Source organism: Paenibacillus sp. FSL W8-0439 (assembly GCF_038008995.1).
GTDB lineage: Bacteria > Bacillota > Bacilli > Paenibacillales > Paenibacillaceae > Paenibacillus > Paenibacillus polymyxa.
Map to the genome: position 1 here is coordinate 1,652,792 of NZ_JBBPAK010000001.1, position 16,301 is coordinate 1,669,092.

Consider the following 16,301-nt stretch of genomic DNA (forward strand, 5'->3'; position numbering starts at 1 on the left):
TAATATAGATATAAGTGAAAGGAGCAGTGAAGTTGGACTCTAAAATTTTTAAAACCCTTGAATATCAAAAAATTCTAAATAAACTAAGTCACTATGCCCAAACGGCAACGGGACAACAGACAGCCCTTCGATTACAGCCCAGCGATGATTTGGAGAATATCAAGAAATTGCTAAAAGGTACGGATGAGGCCTATGCTGCTGATCGGCTGAAAGGAGTGCCTTCATTTAACGGAGTGGTGGATATCACTCCTACGGTGAAGCGTGCCCGTATTGGAGGAACGTTAAGTCCGCAGGAGTTACATGGTATTCGGACAACGGTTCAAGCTGCACGCCGTATACAGGTGTATGTAACAAGTCTGCATGAGGAAAATCCGGTTGAAACATTGCTGTATTGGAGTGAACAGCTTTCGGAACAAAGAAGTTTGGAAAACTCCATTAAAGGCTGTATTGACGAAAATGCAGAGGTACTGGATTCTGCCAGTACAGAGCTTTCACAAATTCGCCGGGAACTGCGCTCTGGTGAAGTGCGTATTCGTGAAAAGCTGGATTCCATGATTCGTTCCTCAACTGTGTCCAAAATGCTTCAGGATCAGTTGATTACGATTCGTGGAGATCGGTTTGTCATCCCGGTCAAGGCCGAATACCGTTCTTATTTTGGCGGAATTGTGCATGATCAATCCGGGTCTGGCGCAACCTTGTTTATCGAGCCAGAATCCATCGTGGCCATGAACAACAAGCTGAGGGAAACCAAGCTGAGAGAAGAGCGTGAAATTGAAGTCATTTTACAAAAGCTGACCGCACTTGTCGCAGAACAAGCGGATATGTTGCTGTATGATGTGGATATTTTAGGCAATCTTGATTTTATTTTTGCGAAAGCTCGTCTCGCTCGTGAAATGAAGGCAACGCTGCCCTTAATGAATGATCGCGGGTACTTGAAGCTGAAAAAGGGTAGACACCCTCTAATTCCGTTGGAACAGGTCGTTCCCATAGATGTGGAACTGGGTAATTCGTACACCTCCATTATCGTTACCGGACCGAACACAGGGGGGAAAACCGTTACCCTGAAAACGATAGGTCTGCTAAGCTTGATGGCGATGTCTGGACTGTTTGTGCCTGTTGAGGATGAAAGCCAGCTCTGCGTGTTTGATGCAATCTATGCCGATATTGGTGACGAGCAGAGCATTGAGCAAAACTTGAGTACATTTTCCAGTCACATGACCAATATTATTAGCATCTTGAAAAATATGACACCCAAAAGTCTTGTATTGCTTGACGAAGTGGGAGCAGGAACGGACCCGGCAGAAGGTTCAGCCCTGGCTGTATCTATTCTGGAGCATATACATGCTCTGGGTTGCCGCATGGTGGCGACGACTCACTATAGTGAATTGAAGGCGTATGCCTATGAGCGCAAAGGAATTATTAATGCAAGTATGGAGTTTGATGTCGCTACATTAAGCCCGACTTACCGCCTTCTGGTTGGTGTTCCTGGGCGAAGTAACGCTTTTGCTATTGCCGAGCGATTGGGATTACCAGGACGTATATTAGACTATGCCCGTGGTGAGGTAACCGAAGAAGACCAGCGCGTCGAGCACATGATTGCGTCACTGGAGCAGAACCGTTTGACCGCTGAGCAAGAACGGGAAAAAGCAGAGCAACTGCGTAAGGAAATGGAAGTATTGCGTTCACGTCATCAGACCGAGCTGGATAAGCTGGAGTCACAACGGGACCGTATGCTACAAAAGGCCGAAGACGAAGCAAGAGTTCTCGTGGATAAGGCTCGTAGTGAAGCAGAGAAAATCATTACGGATTTGCGTAAATTGGCTCAGGAAGAGGGAGCCTCGGTTAAGGAGCACAAGCTGATTGCAGCTCGTAGAGAACTGGATGAAGCAGAACCGAAACAACGTAAGAAAAGTACAGTCAAACGTCCGGCGACTCCGCGTACTCGTTCCATCATGGCTGGCGATGAAGTATCAGTTCACAGTCTGAATAAAAAAGGCCATGTGGTTGAACTAACTGGCAGCAAGGAAGCTATCGTTCAACTGGGTATCATGAAAATGAAGGTCAGTCTGGATGATCTGGAGCTGCTGCAACCAGCCCCAACGACTACTCCAAAGGTCCAAAAGCCAGTGACTGGCGTTAAGCGGACACGGGATGATAACGTGCGAAGTGAACTTGACCTTCGGGGGGCAAACGTGGAGGAAGCGCTGATGGAAGTGGACCGCTTCATGGATGAAGCGTTTTTAGCCAATCTGGGTCAGGTATACATTATTCACGGCAAAGGTACGGGGGTCCTGAGAACTGGTATTCAGGAGTACCTTCGCAAGCATAAGCATGTGAAAAGCTACCGTATCGGTAACTACAATGAAGGCGGCACGGGTGTAACGGTTGCTGAATTGGAATAAATATGGGTTGCTGACCGAGAACGCTTGGTAGAACGGGAGGGACGAGGTGAAGATGGCGATTGATGAATTGCTATCACATCCGTTGGGGATGATGCTGGGTTATTTCTCCGTGGCGGTGCTGGAGTTGATTGTATTTTTGTCCTGCTTTGAGCTGGTAACCCGTTATAAATGCTGGGAAGAGATCAAGCGAGGCAATGTTTCGGTAGCCATGGCAACGGGTGGGAAAATGTTTGGTATTTGCAACGTGCTCCGCTTTGCGATGGAGGCTAAATCCAGCGTATATGATACGATGATCTGGTCATTCGTTGGTTTTTTACTGCTACTTGCGGCGTACTTTCTTTTTGAATTTCTGACACCGGTATTTTCTATCGATCAAGAGATTAAAGAAGATAACCGTGCGGTCGGCTTGTTCTCTATGATTATTTCAATATCGTTATCGTATGTGATTGGTGCGAGTGTAACTTGACACATCCTGTATACTAAAGCTTGGTATACGCTTCGGAACGGAAGGATGATAAAGCTTGGAAATGACTATTTGTCCATGGTGTAACATGGAAATTATTTGGGATGAAGAATTAGGACCTGAAGAAGAGTGTCCTTATTGCCATAATGATCTGAAAGGATACTCAGACATAGCAGATGACGAAGAGGAGTCTGAGTCTGTTTCTCCATCTGTTCACAGACATACGGATGGGCATGAAGATGCGACACACGATCATGCGGTTTCTGTAAGTCCGGCGCTCGGCGCTCATGGAAAAGAAGACCTCAAGGGTTATCGTACATTAAGTATTCAGCTCGGCGATGATGAGGAGCAGGATATTTTATACGAGGCAGAGGATGAAATCGTATCTGAAAAGCCAGCTGATGCACCGTTATTGCAGGATAATGAGCTTCATAAGCTGCCTGTGCTGCATACTTTACAAAAATTCGAAGAAAGCGGTGCGGATCTAATGGCTTATGAGCAAGGTGCTGAACAATTACTCGACAGACAAGATGAGGTTCTTGAATGTTCCCAATGTGGAGAGTATATGCTGCATGCGGGTTCGCAAACCGTAACCAGAGAGGGCTTCGAACCATCGATGTCTCCGGTGCTCGGCAAACCTGTTCTGGACTTGCCGTTCGTCTTGAATGTTTATGTGTGTCCTAGCTGCTTCCATGTTCAGCAGACTTTGTCAGAGAATGACCGACTGCGAATGCTGGAGAAGCTCAGCGGTTTTTCCAATAATTAAATGGCAATTCCCCGGATAGGTCCAAGCTCAATACGGGCATGTTAAATCAAAGAAATCTTTGAACAAGCTGACTCGTAATAAGCTGATTGGTGATTTTTCCGTTAGGGGGAACTGCATTGAAATCAAACCTGAACGGACAATCCATTCTGCTATTAAGCTTGAATGGATTGTTTGTGTTTGCAGCAGCATTGTCCGGCACATTTCTTAATGTGTATTTGTGGAAAAGCAGGCAGGATTACGCGATGATCGGCTGGTTTAATGTCAGTCAACAAATTGCGCTGGGAATTATGGTCTGGGTAGCTGGAAAGTGGGTCAAGGAACATAACAAAATGAATGCCCTGCGCGTGGGAACCGCATTGTCCGGCTTATTTTATCTCATCGTGTTGTATACAGGACCGCAGGCTGTAAACTACATATGGCCGCTCGGAATGTTGTTGGGGGCAGCCTTAGGTTTATTTTGGCTAGCGTTTAATGTCATCTTTTTCGAAGTCACGGATCAGGCAAGCCGTGATCATTTTAACGGATGGGTGGGTCTGCTGGGCTCGTTTTCCGGTATAGTGGGTCCTTGGCTCTCTGGTTGGATTATTGCACGTATGGAGGATGACGCGGGTTATCGCGTGATATTCAGTATTTCTTTGGCCTTTTATGTCGTAGGAGTGGTGCTAAGTTTCTTTCTTCGCAAGCGTAAACCGACAGGAAATTACAATTGGAAAGAGCCTAAGCAGCGTTTGTCACAAAAAGGAAGTATGTGGCGTCCGTTGTCGTTATCACTTGTTACACAGGGCATCCGTGAGGGAGTGTTTGCTTTCCTGATTACGCTGCTCGTGTATGTAGTTACTCAACAGGAATGGAAGCTAGCACAGTTTTCGCTTATTACATCGGGGGTTTCATTTTTCAGCTTTTGGGCTGTCGGAAAATGGCTCAAGCCACACTATCGCTCGGCTGGTATGTTGTTGGGTGCCGTGTTGTTGGTGATCGCGCTTTTACCGCTATTGTGGCGTATGGAGTATAGCACGCTGCTGATTATGGGGATTGGCACTGCTTTATTCATGCCCTTGTATTTAATTCCTATGATCTCTGCGAGCTTTGATCTAATGGGTACGAGTGAAGGAGATGCTAATCAGAGAGTGGAACTGGTTGTACTGCGCGAACTATGCTTAATGATAGGTCGGTTGACAGGAACACTCATTTTCTTGGGTGTCCTAAGTATCAGCAAGGCTCCTACGGCGATGATCTGGTTGTTGATTGGGCTGGCATTGATGCCAGTAATTGGATGGATTTTCATGCGAAGTGTGCTGAAAATGGAACAAAAAACGAAGCAAAGCAAGTCTCATTCCCATGCACGACGCTTGCACAAGCAAACCGAATAATTGAAAAATTCAATACAAAAGAGCCTCCAAATCCGTTGGTATAGGAAAAGGAGGTCTTTTTGTATCACATTTAAATCATCGGTTCTGTTGTCTCAGGCGAGGGTTTGGTGGGACGGGTCAGAGAAAAAAGCTCCATTTCAGGTCGGTGTGTGCCCGTCAGTTCATCAGCCAATAGCTGTGCGGCCACCATACTCGTAACCGTCCCATTTCCCCCGTAACCCTCCAAAAAGTAGCAGTTGGGAAAACGCGGATGTGGACCAATATACGGCAAGCCGTCGTGAGAAGAGCCGAATACAGCCGCCCAAGCATAATCGATTTGAAATGGGACACCGGGAAAATGCTCCTGTAGTGCTTGCAGCAGCTTGTGCTGTTGGTGTAACAATCTGATTTCACGTTGCTTGGCGTCCAGTACAGGCTCATCCAAACCACCGATAATAATACGTCCTTCCTGTGTTGAGCGTATATACAGATAAGGACGAGCCGTTTCCCAGATCAGACACTGCTCATGCCATAAGGGAGCATCTCCGATTGGATTGGTGGCGATAGCATAAGAGCTTTCTAGAACGGCTCCGCGATCTGTTTTAATCTCTTGTGTTTCATAACCTGTTGCAAAAATGACTTTTTTTGCTCGGATAATCCCACCGTTAGTATGACAAACGACCTCATTATCGTTGAATTCAAAATGCTTAGCTTCTGTATGCTCATATAAACGAACACCGAGGCGGCTGGCAGATTGCAGTAGTCCGTGAGCAAACAAAAATGGATTAACCTCGGCATCTTCGTGCGTATACAAGGCCGCAGGTTTTCGAAAAGGAAATCGGGCAGCAACCTGTTGCTCATCCCAGTATTCCACCGGAAATCCAAAACGGGTTAGCTGTTTGTATTCTTCTAGAAGCACCTGCACATCTTCTGCTGTACTTGCGTAGTACAGGCTGCTGCGGCGAATAAAGGAAGCGTCCGTATCCAGTGTGGCAGCCAGTTTATCTAGCTGATCCAGAGCGTCCCTGCACATACGGTAAAATAGTACGCCGTTCGTCTCACCAAACGTGTTAATAAAAGAGGTTAAGGTCTTGTCATTGCTATATTGCAGCAGCCCAGTATTGGCGGAAGAACTTCCATGTACCAGCTTGCGTTTGTCAATAAGTACAGTGTCGACTTGTCGTTCTCCCAATAACCGGGAGCAGAGGGATCCACCCATCCCGCCCCCGATGATCAGGACATCACAATTTAAATCCTCTGCTAAAGGAGGAAAATCCAGCGTTTGCTCTAAGGTACTCGGCCAATATGTATTCCCGCTTATCAATTCCATATAAATAGCACTCCTTACAGGTAATATGTAGTATCTCTTATGTGTACATAGTATTTCGTCAAACGGACAAGATAACCAGCGTGCAACAAAACATTTAAGGAGGCACAGAGACTATGCAATCTACGAACATGCAACCCTTGACAGGCAAAGAGCTGGAGTACATCGTGGACTCCATTTCCAATGAAGAACTACTGTTAAAACAATGTGCGGCAACAGCGGCGTCTATTCAGCAGCCTGCTATTCAACAAGCCTGTTTGCAACTGGCGAAAACTCATGAGCACCACTTGAATGTGCTTTTTAATGCTCTTCAACAGCATCAGCAGCTTGCTCCAATGCAACCGCAGCAGTAATTTGGATTACCAAACAAAGGAGGTTTGACAGGATGTATTCACAAAACAATATGTCATTTATGCCCGAAGAAGATTTGCTCTATACCATTCTTGCTGATATGAAACGTACAGTGCGCGAGTACACAACAGCGACGACTGAATCCAATTGTCCGTCTGTACGTCAAATGTTCACCGACCTTACGAATGATACATTGCGTTTGCAAGGTGATTTGTATCGTCTGATGAGTCAGAACAATATGTACTCCACCTCGTCTAAAGCCTTGCGCATCGATTTGGACAAACAGATTCAAGAAGCTCGCAAGACCCAACAGGAATGCCAGCAGTTCATTCAGCAGAAGTCGTCATCCGCAGGAGTATATGGTCAACCTATGCATCAAGGCCAGTCTACTCACCAAAGTAACCCTTATTATATGTAAACGGGATTTTCCGTTTTTGAAGCAATTTCCCATAACAGCCGTCCGTCTGCCGGGTTTACCGGGGCGGACGGTTTTTCTTTGCAGGTTTAAAGTGCGTATTGTATGATGTATAGTAATCTCTTTCGATGGAGGCCTTATGTAGAATGACAGAGCTGAATGAATTGAAATTAAAAGTACTGGAATTGTTAAAAGAAGATGCAAGAAGAACACCGACTTTGTTGGCTACTTTGCTGGGGGTTGACGAGCAGGATGTACGCACCTCAATTAAAGAGCTCGAAGATCAACATGTGATTGTCAAGTACGCCGCTGTAGTCAATTGGGACAAAGTTGATGACGAAAAGGTTACCGCTTTGATTGAAGTACAGATTACACCTGAGCGTGGAAGAGGATTTGAAGGGATTGCAGAGCGGATTTATTTGTATCCGCAAGTTAAATCTGTTTATCTCATGTCCGGAGCATATGACTTGCTGGTAGAGGTGGAGGGCCGAAACCTCCGTGAAGTCGCTAATTTTGTGTCGGAGAAACTGTCGCCTATTGACTCGGTTTTGTCTACCAAGACTAATTTTACGCTTAAAAAATACAAGCAGGACGGAATTATCTTTGAGGACCATGAGGAAGATAATCGTCTGATGATTTCGCCGTAAAGGAAGATCATGATGAATCTCAAAACAGAAGCATTTACCGACAGCAACAAAGCCATGAGTTCTTATTTATCCCCATTGGTACGCGAGATCCCATCATCGGGTATTCGTAAGTTTTTTGACCTGGTGGGTGGTAACAAGGACATTATTACCCTGGGGGTAGGCGAACCCGATTTTACAACCCCTTGGCACATGCGGGAAGCCTGTGTCTATTCATTGGAGCGAGGCTTCACCAGCTATACATCTAATGCGGGAACGCCAGAACTGCGTGAAGCGATTAGTGAGTATCTGAATGAGCAATTTGACGTCCGCTATGATCCTAAAAATGAGATTATCGTAACAGTTGGAGGTAGCGAGGCGATTGATCTTGCGTTGCGCGCCTTAATTGTACCTGGTGATGAAATTCTTGTGCCTGAGCCGTGTTACATCTCCTATTCTCCAATCACTTCGATTGGAGGCGGGATTCCGGTCGGCATTGAAACGTTTGCCAAGGACGAGTTTAAGCTGACGGCTGAGGCGCTGGAGGCCAAAATTACACCTAAATCCAAGGTGCTAATTTTATGCTATCCGAGCAACCCGACCGGTGCTACGATGACTTATGAAGATTGGCTTCCGATTGCAGAAATCGTGGAAAAACATGATTTGATCGTCATCTCTGATGAAATCTATGCCGAATTGAATTATGGCGATAAGCACGTCAGCTTTGCTTCGGTACCAGGTATGATGGATCGTACGATTCTCGTCAGTGGTTTTTCCAAAGCCTTCGCTATGACTGGCTGGCGTATTGGATATACTTGCGGGCATCCTGATTTGATTGCTGCTATGCTCAAAATCCATCAGTACACCGTCATGTGTGCGCCCTCTATGGGCCAAGTTGCAGCCTTGGAAGGCTTGCGAAATGGTATGGGTGAAAAAGATCGAATGGTAGAAGCCTATAATCAGCGTCGTCGTCTGATGGTTGAGGGATTCCGTGACATTGGTCTGGAATGCCACGAGCCAAGAGGGGCTTTTTACGTTTTCCCGAGTATTCAAAGCACAGGCCTCAGCTCGGATGAATTTGCACAGCGCCTACTGGCAGAGGCCAAAGTTGCGGCTGTACCGGGCAATGTGTTTGGTTTGGGAGGCGAAGGGTATCTTCGTTGCTCATACGCGACTTCTGTCACTCAGCTGACGGAAGCTTTGGATCGAATTGGTCATTTTGTAGAAAAAGTGAAAAAAGAAGGTTAAATTTATTTTTTTATGGGTAATTCATAGAAAATAGTCTTTTATTTCTAAATTTCTATGCTATAATTTGAAATCGGAAGCAGGAAGTTCAATTTTTCAATTACAGGAGGAGTGCTCATGTCATATGTTGGATATAATTCGCCGAGTTCAATAGGATACGACATTTCCCTGGAAGATGAAATTTTGTTCCTGCGCAATGAGATGATGCGGACGTTTCAGGAAGAGCAGTCCTTGACCTCTGATCTTGTCATCGAGATTAGCTGCAAACTAGATTTGAAAATCAATGAATACATGAAGCTGTACGGTACGGAATGCAGAGTGTAACTGTGTGAAGTCACCATAGCTACGAAGAAGGCCGCAGGGCCTTCTTTTTTTGCGTTCACAACTTATGATATATTAGTGGCATGGAAGAGGGGGCGTACAGATGAAAGCAGGGCTAAAAAGGCTATCGCCATGGATCATCGGAATCATAGCACTTGTACTATTGGCTGGATGTGGGGGGCGAGACAAGGACAGCTTCTCCATATTTATTATGGATAAAGGGGATGCTTCAGTCATTCGTGACGAGCTGGCACAAAAGCTTAAGGATAAGCTGGGCGAACAGGCTCCGACAATCGAGATTTCAGTCAGCCCACTGTATAATCAGCAGAAGCTGGTCGTAGAATATGCGGCCGGAGAACATGATTTGTTTCTTTTGCCGGAAGAGGACATGAAGTTGTATGGACAAAATGGTTCGAATCTACCCTTAGATGATGCCTTTGACAAGAAGACATATGCCCGGGGTGTATTCGAAGGCGGCGTATTTAAGAAAAAGGAGCAAGGGGAAGAAGGAACGGATGTCATCAAGGAAACTCATTTGTTCGGAATTCCGGTGGAGCAGATGAAGATGTTTAAGGACCTAAAATATAACTCAAACACATTATTTGCTACCGTACCGCCACGCACAAGCAATAAGGAAGAAGCCATCAAGGTGCTGAAAGCACTCACAGAATGATAAAGGGGATGAAAAAGTATGGGGATTTATACCAGAACAGGTGATGAAGGACAAACTTCTGTGATCGGCGGTCGAGTGTCTAAAGATGACGACCGTGTGGAGGCGTACGGTACCATTGACGAGCTGAACAGCTTTGTAGGACAAGCGATCAGCTTTGCCGAAGGGGAAAAGTTTGCGGACATTCGGACTCAATTGGAAGAAATACAGCAGGAGCTGTTCGATTGTGGTTCAGATTTGGCGTTTGTTAAAATCAGTGAAAGTAAATATAAGGTCAAAGACGAGCTGGCAGAGCGGCTGGAAGGCTGGATTGATGCATGCCAGGAGGAAAATCCGAAGGTGGAACGCTTTATTATCCCGGGAGGCAGTACATTATCTTCGACGCTTCATGTTTGCCGCACGGTTTGCCGACGTGCGGAACGCCGTGCTGTTACACTAGGTAAGCACACAGATATCAATCCTGCGGTACGTCGGTATTTGAACCGCCTATCCGATTATTTCTTTGTTGTGGCTCGCACTGCGAATGTACGTCAGGGTGTACCTGATGTCGAATATGTTCGCAGCAAAAAAGTGTTCCGCAAATAAGGAGGCAATCAGGAATTTGTGATGAGCTTGTACTATGAACCTATCGTATATATGATCCCTCCTGAGGAGGAGGGCATGCTGCTGAAGACCATTCTACAAAAACGTATGAACATTTCTCGCAAGCTCATATCCAAACTCAAGCTGACCGAACAGGGGATCTTGCTGAACGGGATACGTGTGTATATCAGTGTAAAGGTGAAGTCCGGGGATCGAGTAGAGATCCGCATGGAGCGCGAGCGTTCCGATGATATTTTACCGGAACCCATTCCTTTTGAGATTTTGTTTGAGGATGAACATCTGTTAGTAGTGAACAAGGCGGCGGGGATGATTGTCCATCCGACTCACGGTCATTACACAGGAACGCTGGCGAACGGGGTTGTGCATTATTGGCAGACCAAGGGAGAGCTGTTTCGGTTTCGTCCTGTTCATCGTCTTGATCAGGAGACGACCGGCGTGCTGGTTGTAGCTAAAAATCCGTATGTACACCAGCATATTTCCGAACAGATGATTGCGGGAACGGTGGACAAGCGCTATACAGCTTTGGTGCATGGGCGCCCTGAGCAGCAGGAAGGCAGGGTGGACGGACCGATTGACCGCAACCCGGATAATCCGCATTTGCGTATGGTGACTCCAGATGGTTATCCTGCCCTTACGCTATATAAGCTGGAGGAAGTATGGAGCGAAGGAAGCCGCATCAGTCTAAAATTGGAATCCGGACGTACGCACCAAATTCGGGTTCACATGACATATATCGGATGCCCGTTGATCGGAGACAAAATGTACCGGATTCCACCCGATGACGCTGTGCAACGTGAGCGATATGATCAGCTTGATGCCAAGATGCCTCGACAAGCCCTGCATGCTTCAGAATTATCCTTGGTGCACCCTGTGACCGGGGAGCGAATGACGTTTTGTGCTCCTCTACCGGATGATATGATCGGAATGCAAGCGCTATTAAGGGCTCAATATCCAGAATAAATATTCAACAAAGATTGAAACCAAATGGAGGTTAATCTAGCGATGAGCCAACTGAAAGTATACCAGTATTCTAAATGCAGCACCTGTCGTAATGCAGTGAAATGGCTGCAAAACAAGGGGCATGAGACGGAACTGATTCCTATTTTTGAACAACCGCCCGGCCCGGAGGAATTGGAAGACTTGATAAAAAAAAGCGGGCTGGAACTGAAAAAGTTTTTCAATACGAGCGGTGAAGTATACAAAGAATTAAAGCTGAAAGATAAGCTTGGAGACATGAGCCGTGAAGAGCAAATTTCGCTTTTGTCCTCGAATGGAAGATTAATTAAACGCCCGATTGTAACTGACGGGAATAAAGTAACCGTAGGATTCAAAGAGGAAACATTTGAGGGGACATGGGGAGCTCAGTAAAGCCCAATTTACCCCCACATTATGTTATACTGTGAGGGTTAAATATTATGATGAATGGGAGCAATACAATCTGTGACACAACGCAATGAACAATCCGTAATGCTGGTTGACGGCATGGCTCTGCTTTTTCGTGCTTATTATGCAACCGCTGCAAACGGTTATATCCGTCGTACAAAAGCTGGAGTACCAACGAACGCCATATATGGTTTTATTCGATATTTTTGGGATGCAGTTCAAACCTTTAATCCTACACATGTCATTTGCTGCTGGGATATGGGTGGAACGACATTCCGTGGGGAACATTTTGCTGCGTATAAGGGCAACCGTGCCGACGCGCCAGATGATTTGATTCCTCAATTTACTTTGATCCGTGAAGTGACGGACAGCCTCGGCATTCCCAACATTGGGGCGGAAGGCTTTGAAGCGGATGATTGTATCGGTACGCTCGCACGTCATTATTCGCAAAATGAGGATATGGATGTCATGATTCTCTCGGGAGATCATGATTTACTTCAATTGGTAGATGAGCGGACACGGGTCATTATTATGAAAAAAGGGCATGGAAATTATATGGTATATACCCCGGAGACCCTGCTGTCAGAAAAAGGGCTTAAGCCAAGCCAAGTGGTCGACCTCAAAGGCTTGATGGGTGATGCAAGTGACAATTACCCGGGAGTACGCGGAATCGGTGAGAAAACTGCCCTCAAGCTGGTGCAGGAGTACGACTCCATTGAAGGCATTCTGGAAAATCTGGATCAATTGACTCCATCGGTTCGTAAAAAGATCGAGAGTGATTTGGATATGCTGCATCTTTCACGCAAACTTGCTAAGATTCACTGTGATGTGCCTGTTGCGTGTGCTTTAGACAGCTGTCTGTTGACGCTGGATCACGTGCAAATTGTCGATAAGTTTGAGCAGCTTGAAATGAAGAGCTTGTGTACGTTGATGGGTGTCGCAACCGGATCATAATGAAGCTGTTAGGCTTGTGCTGTGCATTTCAGGTGGACTAAGTTATATAGGGATGCTGGCGCTTGGTGCGTTAGTGTCCTTATTTGTATACAACTAACTCAGCTTAGATATATAACCATGTGAAGGATTTTATACAATTGTGATAAGGGGATTGACCTTAGGCTCGTTTCAGGTGAATATAATGGAGAGAGATCATGGAGAGGGGATTACAGCAGCTATGACAGTATTGGGAGCAATTGAGGCAGGCGGTACCAAATTTGTATGTGGAATTGGAAATGAACGAGGAGAAGTATTGGAAAGAGCAAGCTTTCCAACAACGACTCCAGCAGAAACCATGGAGAATGTCATTGCATTTTTTGAAGGCAAGGAGATTGAAGCGCTGGGCGTAGGCTCGTTCGGACCGATTGATCCTATCGAAGGCAGTGATACATATGGTTATATTACAACAACGCCAAAGCCGCACTGGGGAAATTATAATCTGATTGGCAAACTGAAGGAGCATTTCGATGTACCTATGGGGTTTGACACGGATGTGAATGGAGCAGCACTGGGTGAGTCCATTTGGGGTGCGGCTAAAGGATTGGACAACTGTCTGTATATTACAATAGGTACAGGCATCGGAGCGGGTGCTTTGGTTGGCGGAAAGCTGGTACATGGATTATCCCACCCGGAAATGGGACATATTTTGGTACGTCGTCATCCAGAAGATCACTATGAGGGCACATGTCCATATCATGGAGATTGTCTGGAAGGACTGGCAGCGGGGCCAGCACTCGAAAAAAGATGGAAGGTTAAAGGGCATGAGCTTTCTGTGGATCACCCGGCCTGGGAAATGGAGGCGCATTATCTGGCCCAGGCTTTAATGAGCTATGTATTAATCCTGTCACCGCAAAAAATTATTATGGGCGGCGGAGTCATGAAGCAGGATCAATTGTTCCCGCTCATTCGTACCAAGCTTCAACAACTTTTAAATGGGTACGTACAGCATCCGAGTCTGACTACAGAAATTGAGCAATATATCGTATCTCCGGGCTTGGGTGACAATGCTGGATTGTGCGGTGCTCTGGCTTTGGCCAAGGAAAAGCTGAATTCTTAGAATTTATGGTTGACGGTACTCCAAGGTCCGGTTATCATATAGGCAACAGCATAGTACGGATCAAAAAGGGAAGCACCTTTCTTGCGAATACGCAGGATAGGTGCTTTTTTTGCGTTGTGTATTGTGCGAGTCAGTCATTTTAACCTTATGAGGGAGGAAGAACCATGGAGATTGTATTTTTAAATCGCTTGTCCAAACGGAATGAACAGGGCTGTGAGGACTTTGCGCAGGTATGGATCGGACAACATGAAGGGGGATGGAGTGCAGGCTGGAGCACACATCATGTACCAGATGAAAGTATAGACGACCTTTGGTATGAAGGCAGTTTGTGGCAGGAATTACTGCATGTATACCGTCATGAGCTGGCACTCAAGATGGCTGAGGGCTACAGGCCTCTAATTCATGGCGTTTTTCATGAGCAAGAAGGATCATCAGGACGTGGACAAACGCTACAAAAGCTGTATTGCTATAGTGATTTGTTTCCGCGTGATGAGGTGTATGAACAATTAACATTGTGGAGACGGCAAAAGGCAGCAACTGAGCGAAAAGCACCTTATTTTATCGCTACGAATCGACTACTTCGACTCATCAGCGTCTATCTTCCTCATACCGAAGAAGAATTGTTAGAACTACCTGGTATGGGCCTGGGTAAGGTGTCGCAATATGGGACGGAGCTATTGGCTATAACGAAACAAAATGATCGGACCACGCCCTTTCCGCTGAACTGGGTAACAGAGACACTTGAAGAAGAAGATTTTTTGTCATGGCTGTACAAGCAAAAAGAAAACCAGTACAGACAGGAACTGAATAAGTTTAGCCTGACTAGAGCGATTATCGAAGGCATTTCGGACGGTCTTTCACTGGAGCATATCGGAATGAAGACAGGCTTGCACCGTCGAGAAATGATTGAAGCTGTGGAGCATTTGGATAGGGATGGAATGGATATGGAGAACCTGATCCGCAAGGAATTGGCACATGTATCAGAGGAGGAGCAGGCAGCCATCTGGTCTGCTTATGCAGAGTTGGGAGATACGCTGCTCAAGCCCATTATGCTAAAAGTGTATGGAGAAGAAAAAGCGACGGAAGCAGGGCTGGATCAAATTTATGAGCGACTGCGACTGATTCGTATACGGTTCCGCCATCAGGAGATACCTGACCGACATGTTGGATAATATAGAGACGATTGAAAGTGTCCTAAAGTACAAATAAGGTGCAGCATAAAAAAAGCAGCAGCGAGTTCCTCATAGGACTCGGCTGCTGCTTTTGATGACCAAGCTTGAAAACCAAATAATTCAAACCCAATCCTTCTTGCGGAAAATACAGAACATACTGACACCTAGTGCCACCATAATCCCAATGACGACAAAATAACCATAACGTGTATGAAGCTCAGGCATATTATCAAAGTTCATCCCATATATTCCGGTAATGACCGTCAACGGCATAAATACGGTTGTAATGGCGGTAAACACACGCATGATTTCATTAGCACGGTTGGCGATACTTGACTGATAAGCTTCTCTAAGGTTCCCCATCAAGTCGCGATAAGTTTCGAAAGTCTCCGAAATTTTCACAGCATTTTCATAAATGTCGCTAAAATATTTTTGTAGTTGATCGTCGATAAGCCGCAAATCCCGTTTGTTCAGGGTATTGATGACTTCCTTTTGCGGGCCGAGCACTTTTTTTAGCCATAGAATCTCACTGCGCAATCCGATGATTTCGTTCAAGTGCGACTTTTTCGTATGCATTAGAATGTCTTCTTCCAGCTTTTCAATACGAACTTCAATCCGGTCACCAACCAGAAAATAGTTATCAACGATCAAATCGACCAACAGATACATAAAACGGTCAGGCTGGCTAACTTCCTGCTCCCACAGCATAGGCTTGAGAGTACGAAGCTCATTGATTTTCTGCTTGGTCACCGTAATGATAAAATGGCGGCCGAGAAAAATGTTCAAAGCACGCAAAAATATTTCTTCATCATCAAAACGAATACTATTTACAACGATAAAATAATGGCTTTCATAAATTTCAATCTTTGGACGCTGTTCTTCTTCACTCAAACAGTCTTCTACTGCAAGATCATGCATAGAAAATAAGGGCTGAAGCACTGTCAGATCCTCGACATCGGCATCAATCCAATAAAAGCCTTCTGCCGGTGCAGTGAGCGCCATTTCAATTTCTTCGACAGGGGTAAAAACCCCGTTGTTAACCAAACGGATTTTCATATATGTCACTCCTTATGCTCCGTCGTAACGGAAATACGTTTACCTTAAGCATAAGGAATGGACTCAGTTAGCCAGTTAGCCGGTGCGGGTAAGCGTGCATACCAT

General features: G+C 45.7%; 18 protein-coding genes. 16 read left to right on the forward strand and 2 right to left on the reverse strand.

Features of this window, described 5'->3' with window-relative positions:
- Positions 1-32: 32 nt before the first annotated feature.
- From MKX36_RS07110 to MKX36_RS07125, 4 genes are all read left to right on the forward strand, one after another.
- Positions 33-2,402: an endonuclease MutS2 gene (locus tag MKX36_RS07110; RefSeq protein WP_340864454.1), complete on the forward strand. Its 2,370-nt coding sequence runs from the start codon at positions 33-35 to the stop codon at positions 2,400-2,402.
- Positions 2,403-2,454: 52 nt separating this feature from the next.
- Positions 2,455-2,868: a DUF350 domain-containing protein gene (locus tag MKX36_RS07115; protein ID WP_014599569.1), complete on the forward strand. Its 414-nt coding sequence runs from the start codon at positions 2,455-2,457 to the stop codon at positions 2,866-2,868.
- A 55-nt stretch (positions 2,869-2,923) separates the two neighbouring features.
- Positions 2,924-3,631 (forward strand): hypothetical protein, encoded by a 708-nt coding sequence (locus tag MKX36_RS07120; protein ID WP_126666754.1) that lies wholly within the window; start codon positions 2,924-2,926, stop codon positions 3,629-3,631.
- Positions 3,632-3,747: 116 nt separating this feature from the next.
- Entirely contained in the window at positions 3,748-5,001 is a 1,254-nt protein-coding gene (locus MKX36_RS07125) for an MFS transporter (RefSeq protein ID WP_340864455.1), read from the forward strand.
- 70 nt (positions 5,002-5,071) lie between these two features.
- Here the strand turns inward: MKX36_RS07125 and MKX36_RS07130 are convergent, their stop codons facing one another.
- Entirely contained in the window at positions 5,072-6,310 is a 1,239-nt protein-coding gene (locus MKX36_RS07130) for an NAD(P)/FAD-dependent oxidoreductase (RefSeq protein ID WP_340864456.1), read from the reverse strand.
- A gap of 113 nt (positions 6,311-6,423) precedes the next feature.
- On the opposite strand from MKX36_RS07130, the gene MKX36_RS07135 reads away from it, so the two are divergent.
- From MKX36_RS07135 to MKX36_RS07190, 12 genes are all read left to right on the forward strand, one after another.
- A complete protein-coding gene (locus MKX36_RS07135; RefSeq protein ID WP_025364445.1) occupies positions 6,424-6,660 on the forward strand; it encodes a hypothetical protein in 237 nt (78 codons plus the stop codon).
- 32 nt (positions 6,661-6,692) lie between these two features.
- Positions 6,693-7,076: a spore coat protein gene (locus MKX36_RS07140; RefSeq protein WP_025364446.1), complete on the forward strand. Its 384-nt coding sequence runs from the start codon at positions 6,693-6,695 to the stop codon at positions 7,074-7,076.
- A 143-nt stretch (positions 7,077-7,219) separates the two neighbouring features.
- Positions 7,220-7,720, forward strand: a complete 501-nt coding sequence (locus tag MKX36_RS07145) for an Lrp/AsnC family transcriptional regulator (RefSeq protein ID WP_016820530.1) — start codon at positions 7,220-7,222, stop codon at positions 7,718-7,720.
- A gap of 12 nt (positions 7,721-7,732) precedes the next feature.
- A complete protein-coding gene (locus MKX36_RS07150; RefSeq protein WP_016820529.1) occupies positions 7,733-8,944 on the forward strand; it encodes an aminotransferase class I/II-fold pyridoxal phosphate-dependent enzyme in 1,212 nt (403 codons plus the stop codon).
- Between the two features lie 114 nt (positions 8,945-9,058).
- Positions 9,059-9,265, forward strand: coding sequence for an aspartyl-phosphate phosphatase Spo0E family protein (locus MKX36_RS07155; RefSeq protein WP_016820528.1), 207 nt, complete (start codon positions 9,059-9,061; stop codon positions 9,263-9,265).
- A gap of 100 nt (positions 9,266-9,365) precedes the next feature.
- Positions 9,366-9,935, forward strand: a complete 570-nt coding sequence (locus MKX36_RS07160) for a hypothetical protein (RefSeq protein ID WP_016820527.1) — start codon at positions 9,366-9,368, stop codon at positions 9,933-9,935.
- A gap of 18 nt (positions 9,936-9,953) precedes the next feature.
- A complete protein-coding gene (locus MKX36_RS07165) occupies positions 9,954-10,517 on the forward strand; it encodes a cob(I)yrinic acid a,c-diamide adenosyltransferase (protein WP_016820526.1) in 564 nt (187 codons plus the stop codon).
- A 21-nt stretch (positions 10,518-10,538) separates the two neighbouring features.
- Positions 10,539-11,495: an RluA family pseudouridine synthase gene (locus MKX36_RS07170; RefSeq protein ID WP_340866082.1), complete on the forward strand. Its 957-nt coding sequence runs from the start codon at positions 10,539-10,541 to the stop codon at positions 11,493-11,495.
- Positions 11,496-11,537: 42 nt separating this feature from the next.
- On the forward strand, positions 11,538-11,903 hold the full coding sequence (locus MKX36_RS07175) for an arsenate reductase family protein (protein WP_019686701.1): 366 nt from the start codon (positions 11,538-11,540) through the stop codon (positions 11,901-11,903).
- A gap of 72 nt (positions 11,904-11,975) precedes the next feature.
- Positions 11,976-12,872 (forward strand): 5'-3' exonuclease, encoded by an 897-nt coding sequence (locus tag MKX36_RS07180; RefSeq protein WP_016820523.1) that lies wholly within the window; start codon positions 11,976-11,978, stop codon positions 12,870-12,872.
- A gap of 217 nt (positions 12,873-13,089) precedes the next feature.
- Positions 13,090-13,968: an ROK family protein gene (locus MKX36_RS07185; protein WP_177189488.1), complete on the forward strand. Its 879-nt coding sequence runs from the start codon at positions 13,090-13,092 to the stop codon at positions 13,966-13,968.
- A 164-nt stretch (positions 13,969-14,132) separates the two neighbouring features.
- Complete coding sequence (locus MKX36_RS07190; protein WP_090887806.1) at positions 14,133-15,140, forward strand: HRDC domain-containing protein; 1,008 nt, start codon at positions 14,133-14,135, stop codon at positions 15,138-15,140.
- A gap of 120 nt (positions 15,141-15,260) precedes the next feature.
- Here MKX36_RS07190 and corA read toward each other — a convergent pair whose 3' ends face one another.
- Entirely contained in the window at positions 15,261-16,196 is a 936-nt protein-coding gene (gene corA, locus MKX36_RS07195; protein WP_013370115.1) for a magnesium/cobalt transporter CorA, read from the reverse strand.
- Positions 16,197-16,301 lie beyond the last annotated feature (105 nt).